Here is an 8,294-nt window from a genome sequence, read left to right on the forward strand (position 1 = left end):
CCTTGGCCGCCAATCGGGCGTAGGGGACGCCGATGACCTCTCCTGTCTGGCACCCCTTCACCCAGCACGGCCTCAACGAGCCTATTCCCCATATCATCCGGGCAGAGGGCGCGATCCTGCATCTGGCCGATGGCAGCAGTCTGATCGATGGCATTTCCAGTTGGTGGGTGACGACCCATGGCCATTGCCATCCGCGCATCGCCGCGGCCATCGCGCGCCAGGCCGGGCAGCTCGATCAGCTGATCTTCGCGGGCTATACCCATGAACCGGCCGAGGCAGTGGCGCGCGGCCTGGTCGATCTCATGCCACAGACGCCGGGCCGCGCCCCGCTGGCCCATGTCTTCTTTTCCGACAGCGGGTCTACCGCAGTGGAAGTCGCGCTCAAGATGGCGCTCGGCTACTGGCATAATCGCGCGCTCGACGGGCTGGGCGAAGCGCGCAGCCGCATCCTGGTGCTGGAACATAGCTATCATGGCGATACGATCGGGGCGATGTCGATCGGTGAGCGCGGTGTCTATAATGCCGCCTGGACGCCTCTGCTGTTCGATGTCGGCACCATCCCCTTCCCGCATCCCGGTCGCGAGCAGGAGACGCTTGCCGCGCTGGAGGCTACCTGCGCGGCGCGTCCAGCCGCCTTCATCGTCGAGCCGCTGATCCTGGGAGCCGGGGGGATGCTGATCTATCCGCCCCATGTGCTGCGGGCGATGGCCGATATCTGCGCGCGCCACGACGTGCTGTTCATTGCCGATGAAGTGATGACCGGCTGGGGCCGCACCGGCACCTTGTTCGCCTGCGAACAGGCGGGCGTGGTGCCCGACATCATGGCGGTGGCCAAGGGGATTACCGGCGGCGCCATCCCGCTTGCCGCGACGCTGGCGACCCCGCGCATCTTCGAGGCGCATCGCTCGACCGACCGGGCGCGACTCTTCTACCATTCGTCCAGCTACACCGCGAACGCGATCGCCTGTGCTGCTGCCGCTGAAAATCTCGCCATCTGGGCCGAAGAGGATGTGCGCGGACGGATTGCTGCGCTGGCGCAGGGCATCACCGATCGGCTGGCCTTGCTGGCCGGCCACCCCGCCTTCGCCAACCCGCGCCAGATCGGCACGATCATGGCGATCGACCTCGTCGCGGCCGACGCTGGCTACCTCTCCGACCTCGCGCCGCGCCTGCGTGTCTTCTTCCTGGAACGCGGCCTCTTGCTAAGGCCGCTCGGCAACACCATCTACCTCATGCCGCCCTATTGCATCGATACGCAGCAGCTCGATGCCGTCTTCGCGGCCCTCGTCGCAGCCGGTGATTATTTCGGTTCTGCGTCCTGACTTCCATTTTCCACGTTTTGGCGCTATGGCGGCGCGATTTTTCGATTCTGGGATATTATGGCCAAAGAAGAACTGCTTGAAATGCGCGGACAGGTTGTGGAGCTTCTCCCCAACGCCATGTTCCGCGTGCGCCTTGAGAATGATCATGAAATTCTCGGCCACACCGCTGGCAAGATGCGCAAGAACCGCATCCGTGTGCTGGTCGGTGACGAAGTGCTGGTCGAACTGACCCCCTACGACCTGACCAAGGGTCGGATCACTTACCGCTTCAAATAAGCCGCATTTTCGATGCGACTCATTCTAGCTTCGGCTTCCCCCAGACGGCGTGACCTTCTGGGGCAGATTGGCGTGCTTCCTGATGCCGTCGATCCTGCGGACATTGACGAAACGCCGCGCAAGGCCGAATTGCCGGCCGCCTATGCTGCGCGTGTCGCCGCCGAAAAGGGCGCGCTGGTCGCTGCCCGTCATCCCGGCGCGCTGATCCTGTCGGGCGATACCGTGGTGGCCGCCGGCCGCCGCATTCTGCCCAAGGCGGAAAGCGCGGCGGAGGTCCGCGCCTGTCTCGACCTGCTGTCGGGGCGCCGGCATCGCGTCTACAGCGCCATCACCCTGATCGATGCTGCGGGCGTGGCACGGCATCGCCTGTCGACCAGCATCGTCATCTTCAAGCGGCTGGAGCGCAGCGAGATCGACCGCTATATTGCCAGCGGCGAAGGGCTGGGCAAGGCGGGCGGCTACGCCATTCAGGGGCGTGCAGCGGGCCTCATCCGCAGCATCCAGGGCAGCCATAGCGCGATCATGGGCCTGCCGCTTTACGAAACCCGCACGCTGCTTGAGGCAGCGGGCTATCCACTGGACCGTCGGGATTTCGAGTGAAATGGTACATTTCACGGCTCGGAAATCACGACAAGTAGGTAACTGAACGATGGCCGAATGGCTTTATGAAGAAGGCATTGGCGAGGCCCGTGCCGCGCTGATCGAAAAAGGGCGCATCGTCGAGGCGCTGATCGAGCGCGAGGGCGAGGTTGCCCGTGCAGGTGCCATCCTTCAGGGCCGTCTGGTCCAGACCATCATTCCGCGCAAGCGGGGCGTCGTGCGCCTGATCTCGGGCGAGGAAGTGCTGATCGAGCCGATCCCGCCCAAGGTGGCCGAGGGCGCCAATGTGCTGGTCGAGATCTTCCGCGAGGCGATCGCCGAGGAAGGCCGGGGCAAGCGCGCCAAGGGCCGCATCGCCCCGGCCGGTTCCAAGGTGCATCCTGGTCCCAGCCTGCTGCAGCGGCTGCGCGCCACCGATGTCGCCATCCGCCCCTGTCCCGCGCATGAGGAGGACAGGCTCGAAGCCCTTGGCTGGAGCGATCTGATGGAGGAAGCGGTGACCGGCGAAGTCGGTGCCGAGGATGCGGCGCTGCGCATCTTCCTGACCCCCGCGATGATCCTGATCGACATCGACGGCAGCCTGCCGCCGGCACAGCTCGGCCCCAAGGGCGCGAAGCTGTCGGCCCAGGCAATCCGCCGCATGGGGCTCGCCGGCTCGATCGGCATCGACCTGCCGACCATGAACAACAAGGACGAGCGCATCGTCGCGGCTGCGCAGATCGACAAATATCTGCCGCTGCCGTTCGAGCGGACGGCGGTCAACGGCTTCGGCTTCGTCCAGATCATCCGCCGCCGCGAGCGCGCCAATCTGATGGAACTGCTGCGCGAGGATCCGGTGTTGACCGCCGCGCTGGCGCTGCTGCGCCGTGCCGAACGGCATGGCACCGGCGGCGCGGCGACGATTACCGCCGCGCCGGCGATCATCGACCTGCTGCACAAGCGTGCCGACTGGATCGAACAGCTCGCCCGCCGTCGCGGTGGCGAGGTGACGCTGCGCGCCGATTCCGCGCTGTCGCTGGCGGCCGGTCATGTCGCCTAAGGCCGGCGCCTGCCCGGTCTGCGGCCAGCCGGCACAGCCGGAAACCCGCCCCTTCTGCGGCAAGGGATGCCGCGATCGCGACCTGCTGCAATGGCTGGGCGAGGGCTATCGCGTGCCCGGCATGCCGGGCGACGAAGCCCTGCAAAAAAATGATAATTATGGGCTGGACAGCGAGCTGGATTGACGCCTATAGGCACGCCTCCATCCGGCGGCCACCTCCGCCGAGACCCGATGCCCGGGTAGCTCAGTTGGTAGAGCATGCGATTGAAAATCGCAGTGTCGGCGGTTCGAATCCGTCCCCGGGCACCATTTGTTCCCCTCAGAACATCTCGGAAATGCCCAAGCCGCCTCTCAGAAATGGCGGATTTCTGCGACCTTTTGAGCCTTTTGCTCTCAGGGCATCTAGTTGCATCTCGCAACCTTTTCTGGCCGAAACTGGTAGCTATTCTCGCGGGTACCCTGAAGGAGATACCCCATGCTGAGCGCCATGGCCGTGAGCAATGCGAAGCCCATCCACCGTCCCTATAAATTATCGGACGGCCGGGGCCTGTATCTGATGGTGATGCCCAATGGGGCGCGCTACTGGCGATTCTATTACACCTTCCTCAAGAAGCAGAAGACGCTGTCGGTCGGGGTGTATCCCGATGTCTCGCTCGCACTGGCGCGAGAAAGGCGGGAAGAGCTGAGACGCATTCTTGCGTCAGGCGAAGACCCTTCCAGCCGGCGGAAGGCAGATGCCGCCCAGGCGCGGCTGCTTGAAACCGGAACGTTCGATCAGCTTGCCGATGAGTATGTCGCGCGGCTGACCGTCTGCTCATGGGGATCAAAAATCGCCCCTTGAACGGCCAGTTTGGGTCGACGGCAGGAAGGCGGCAATGCGCCCATCCAAGCCGCTCAATTGGAAAAGTATCGCGCCTACGAGCGGCCAGTCCGGTTACAGGAGTAGGTTTGATGCGAAGCGAGTATGGTACCCATTCGCTCCGGCGAACGAAGGCATCGATCATCTACAGGGCGACCGGCAATCTACGGGCTGTCCAGATCCTGCTTGGCCACAGCAAGATCGAAAATACGGTGCGCTATCTTGGGATCGACGAAGAAGACGCGCTCGCCCTCGCTGAAAATATCGAAATTTGAGTGTTGGCTCCTTGCCTATGGCGAGGGGCCATTTAGCGTAGCCACCAGCGGAGCAGTCCTCCCACAAGCGCCAGCGCGGAAACGCTCGCAGCCCAGATGCCGACGAACCAACCGAGACGGCTCAGCAACAGGCGCATCAGTGATATCCTTCCGTGCCAACCTTGCCGCGAAAGACCCAGTAGGACCAAGCCGTGTATGCCAGGATCACGGGCACCATGATCGAGGCTCCGACCAGCATGAACACCTGACTGCGGACGGGCGCTGCCGCTTCCCAGATCGTAACCCGCGCCGGGACGACGTCGGGCCAGATCGAGACGCCGAGCCCGACCAGGCACAGTCCGAACAGGGCCAGCGCCCAGAAAAACGGCTGTGCGTCGCGCTTCAACCGCAGACTCCGGTAGAAGAGGAATATCGCTATAAGCGTAGCAAGCGGCACCTGCGCTGTCGCGACCACGCCCGGGAAGCTCAGCCAGCGCTGATAGTATTGCGTCTCGAGCCGCAGAGTGGCGAGGCTGATGATGCCGATCATGATGAGCAGACCAATCCCGAGCCGCCCGGCATAAGTCACCGCCTGCCGCTGCAGGCCGCCTTCGGTCTTCCAGTTGAGCCAGCAAGTCCCGAGCAGGGCATAGCCGACGAGCAGGCCGACGCCCGTCAGCAGGCTGAACGGCGACAGCCATTCCCACCAGCCACCGGCATAGCTGCGCCCCCGGACCGTGATGCCCTGCAGCAGCGCGCCCAGCGCAATGCCTTGCGCGAAGGTGGCGATGACCGACCCCGTCGTGAACGCCTTGTCCCAGAAGGCCCGATGTGCCGGATCGCGCCAGCGGAACTCGAATGCCACGCCGCGGAATACAAGCCCAAGCAGCATCGCGATCATCGGCGCGTACAACGCAGGAAGGATGATGGCATAGGCCAGGGGAAATGCCGCGAACAGGCCGCCGACGCCCATTACCAGCCAGGTTTCGTTGCCGTCCCAGACCGGCGCGATGCTGTTCATCGCGGTGTCGCGGTCCTGCCCAACCTTGAAGAACGGAAACAGGATGCCGATGCCAAGATCGAAGCCGTCCATCACGACATAAGCGATGATCGCAAAGCCGATGATGCAGGCCCAGATGACAGTGAGGTCGATCATGCCGAAGCTCCCTCGATGATAGCCGGCGCCGGGGTGATCCCCGCGCTGCGGATGGGCGCATCGCCCAGCGGGGTTTCATGCGCCTCGGGTGGCTTCTTCATCAGGTGAAGCAGGTACCAGATACCCATGCCGAACACGGTGAAATAGACGATAACGAATGCCAGCAGCGACGAGGCCACCGCCGAGGCATCGAGCGGCGAAGCGCTCTGCGTGGTCCTGAGCAGCCCATAGACCGTGAAAGGTTGCCGCCCGACTTCCGTCACGATCCAGCCGGACAGCACCGCAATCAGTCCCGACGGCCCCATCAGCACGGCGAAGCGATGCAGCAGCGGCCAGTCATAAAGCGCCTTGCGCCAGCGTGCGATGAGGCTCAGGGCGCCGATCCCGAGCATCGCGAACCCGATGCCGACCATCGCCCGGAACGCCCAGAAGACGATGCCGACGGGCGGACGATCAGCCTGCGGCACCGTATCGAGACCCTTCAGGGGCGCATCGGGGTCGTGCTTCAGGATGAGCGAGGATGCCTTGGGTATCTCGATGGCATAATCCACCCGCTGGTTCGCGCTGTCGGGAATGCCGAACAGGATCAAGGGCGCGCCATGCGGATGGCTCTGGAAATGCCCTTCCATCGCCATGACCTTCACCGGCTGATGTTCGAGCGTGTTGAGGCCATGCATGTCGCCCGCGAAAATCTGGATGGGCGCGACGATCGCGGCCATCCACATGGCCATGGAGAACATCTTGCGCGCGCCGGGATTGCTGCGGTCCTTAAGAAGATGCCAGGCACCCACCGCGCCGACGATAAACGCGGTCGTCAGATAGGCGGCAAGGACTGTGTGAAAGAGCCGATAGGGGAAGCTGGGATTGAAGATGATTGTCAGCCAGCTTGGCCCCGGGAGGAACTGGCCGTTGGCGCCGACCTCATAGCCAACGGGCGTTTGCATCCAGCTGTTGACCGACAGGATCCAGAATGCGGAAATAAAAGTCCCCAGCGCGACTGCAAGCGTCGCGACGAAGTGCAGCTTGCGCCCAACCTTGTTGATCCCGAACAACATGACCCCGAGGAATCCGGCTTCTAAGAAGAAGGCGGTCAGCACCTCATAGGCCATCAGCGGGCCTATAACCGGGCCGGCCTTGTCGGAGAAGATCGACCAGTTGGTGCCGAACTGATAGGACATGACGATACCCGAGACGACACCCATCGCGAACACGACGGCGAATATTTTCAACCAGTAGCGGAACAGATTGGCATAGACGCCCTTGCCGGTCTTCAGCCACAGAGCTTCGAGCACGGCCAGATAGCTTGCCAGCCCGATGGAAAAGGCCGGGAAGAGGAAGTGAAAGCTCACCGTGAAGGCGAATTGCGCCCTTGCGAGAATGATGGCGTCCATGAATATCCCCGTTCAGCTGGCGAACTCGGACCAGCTCTTGAATAGCATGTAGATGGCAACGACGAGCACGAAGACTGCGAAGAGGCTGTTCAACCGGCCCTTTTCGTTGGCCAGCACCTGCGATGCACGGGTGCCGATGACGCTCCCCACAATGCCGCCCACGATGAACACGCCGGCCAGACCCCAAAGGACGTAGCCCGAAAGCGCATAGTTGAGCGCTGTCGTCAGGCCGAAGGCCGCGACCGCAACGAGCGAGGTGCCGATCGCGCGCAGGATGGGCATGTGGGTCGAGGCAATCAGGCCCGGCACGATAAGGAAACCGCCGCCGATACCGAAAAAGCCGGAAAAGGCGCCGGTGCCGAGGCCATAGCCGACGACCTTGCCGACATTTTCCCGATTGCACTGTGCGCCCTCGACGCCCTGGTCGCCGCGACCGCGAAACATCAGGACTGCCACAACGATCATCAGGATCGCGAACAGGAACAGCAGCTTGTGCCCATCGATGCTCTTGCCGAGCGTCGAGCCGCCAAGCGCTCCGACGACGCCGGCAGCGGCATAGATCCCCCCGCATCGCCAGTTCACTGTGCGGGCATGGGCATGGTTCCAGAGGCCGGCGAGCGCATTGGCCGCGACGGCCAGTGCGCTGGTGCCGATCGCCTCATGCGGATTGCGTATCCCCACGAGATAAAGCAGCAATGGCACGGCGAGGATTGACCCGCCGCCCCCGACAAGCCCGAGGACAAAGCCCACAAGTGCGCCCGACAGGCCGCCGAGGGCGTATTGAAGCGGCTCAAGCATGGCTCATTGCGCCGCCTCGATCGCGTGCGGTGCGACCATCCATTCCCGGCCCTTGAGCATGCCGTGCCAGTAAATTGGCGGCAGGATCGTATCCTTGAGGAGCCAGGAGAGGCGCGAGGGCCTCGTTCCATCGATCAGCCAGTTGGGAAAGCTGGGCAGCAATTTCCCGCCATAGCCGAACTCGGCAAGGACGATCTTGCCCGCCTCGACCGTCAGCGGACAGGAGCCATAACCGTCATAGTCGGCGACCGGCGGCTTGCCCTCGAGCGCGGCAAGAACATTGACCGCGACGACCGGCGCCTGCTTGCGCGCCGCGGCGGCAGTCTTGGCGTTCGAGGCGGAGCAGGCGTCGCCCAATGCAAAGACATTGGGATAGCGCACATGCTGAAGCGTTGCCTCGTTGACTTCGATGAAGCCGGAAACTGCCGCGAGGGGGCTGGTGCGCACGAAATCGGGCGCCACCTGGGGCGGCACGACGTGAATCATGTCGAAGCGCTCCTCGACGCGCCGCGTGTCTTCGCCAAGGCGATCAAGGCGATCGCGCGTGATCTGCATGTGTCGCGGAAGGTAATCCGCAAGGCGATCCGGGCGCCGGAAGG

At 63.6% G+C, this 8,294-nt stretch carries 9 protein-coding genes, 1 tRNA gene and 2 pseudogenes; 8 read left to right on the forward strand and 4 right to left on the reverse strand.

The window, feature by feature from the left end; genetic code table 11:
- The first annotated feature begins 32 nt into the window (after nt 1-32).
- The 8 genes and pseudogenes from AC0KVN_RS17145 to AC0KVN_RS17180 form a co-directional block, all read left to right on the forward strand.
- Nucleotides 33-1,322, forward strand: coding sequence for an adenosylmethionine--8-amino-7-oxononanoate transaminase (locus AC0KVN_RS17145; protein ID WP_435566919.1), 1,290 nt, complete (start codon nt 33-35; stop codon nt 1,320-1,322).
- Between the two features lie 57 nt (nt 1,323-1,379).
- Complete coding sequence (infA, locus tag AC0KVN_RS17150; RefSeq protein ID WP_003049127.1) at nt 1,380-1,598, forward strand: translation initiation factor IF-1; 219 nt, start codon at nt 1,380-1,382, stop codon at nt 1,596-1,598.
- 12 nt (nt 1,599-1,610) lie between these two features.
- Nucleotides 1,611-2,198, forward strand: coding sequence for a Maf family protein (locus AC0KVN_RS17155; RefSeq protein ID WP_435566918.1), 588 nt, complete (start codon nt 1,611-1,613; stop codon nt 2,196-2,198).
- A gap of 49 nt (nt 2,199-2,247) precedes the next feature.
- Complete coding sequence (locus AC0KVN_RS17160; RefSeq protein WP_435566917.1) at nt 2,248-3,237, forward strand: ribonuclease; 990 nt, start codon at nt 2,248-2,250, stop codon at nt 3,235-3,237.
- The gene (locus AC0KVN_RS17165; RefSeq protein WP_435566916.1) at nt 3,227-3,421 is read left to right on the forward strand and encodes a DNA gyrase inhibitor YacG; all 195 of its coding nucleotides are present in this window, start codon (nt 3,227-3,229) and stop codon (nt 3,419-3,421) included. The genes AC0KVN_RS17160 and AC0KVN_RS17165 overlap by 11 nt, the downstream gene beginning before the upstream one ends.
- A gap of 49 nt (nt 3,422-3,470) precedes the next feature.
- Nucleotides 3,471-3,546: transfer RNA gene (locus AC0KVN_RS17170), tRNA-Phe, on the forward strand.
- A 166-nt stretch (nt 3,547-3,712) separates the two neighbouring features.
- Entirely contained in the window at nt 3,713-4,078 is a 366-nt protein-coding gene (locus tag AC0KVN_RS17175; protein ID WP_435566915.1) for an Arm DNA-binding domain-containing protein, read from the forward strand.
- Nucleotides 4,079-4,170: 92 nt separating this feature from the next.
- Nucleotides 4,171-4,371 (forward strand): annotated as a pseudogene (locus AC0KVN_RS17180) (tyrosine-type recombinase/integrase); the annotation flags it as partial.
- A gap of 136 nt (nt 4,372-4,507) precedes the next feature.
- On the opposite strand, the gene cydB reads toward AC0KVN_RS17180, so the two are convergent.
- From cydB to AC0KVN_RS17200, 4 genes and pseudogenes are all read right to left on the reverse strand, one after another.
- A complete protein-coding gene (cydB, locus tag AC0KVN_RS17185) occupies nt 4,508-5,506 on the reverse strand; it encodes a cytochrome d ubiquinol oxidase subunit II (RefSeq protein ID WP_435566914.1) in 999 nt (332 codons plus the stop codon).
- Nucleotides 5,503-6,897 (reverse strand): cytochrome ubiquinol oxidase subunit I, encoded by a 1,395-nt coding sequence (locus tag AC0KVN_RS17190; protein WP_010336778.1) that lies wholly within the window; start codon nt 6,895-6,897, stop codon nt 5,503-5,505. Before AC0KVN_RS17190 ends, cydB begins: the two co-directional genes overlap by 4 nt.
- 12 nt (nt 6,898-6,909) lie before the next feature.
- A complete protein-coding gene (locus tag AC0KVN_RS17195; protein ID WP_010336779.1) occupies nt 6,910-7,695 on the reverse strand; it encodes a sulfite exporter TauE/SafE family protein in 786 nt (261 codons plus the stop codon).
- A 3-nt stretch (nt 7,696-7,698) separates the two neighbouring features.
- A pseudogene (locus AC0KVN_RS17200) lies at nt 7,699-8,217 on the reverse strand (NAD(FAD)-dependent dehydrogenase); the annotation flags it as partial.
- Between the last annotated feature and the right edge of the window lie 77 nt (nt 8,218-8,294).

This window comes from Sphingobium sp. SG1 (assembly GCF_057063145.1).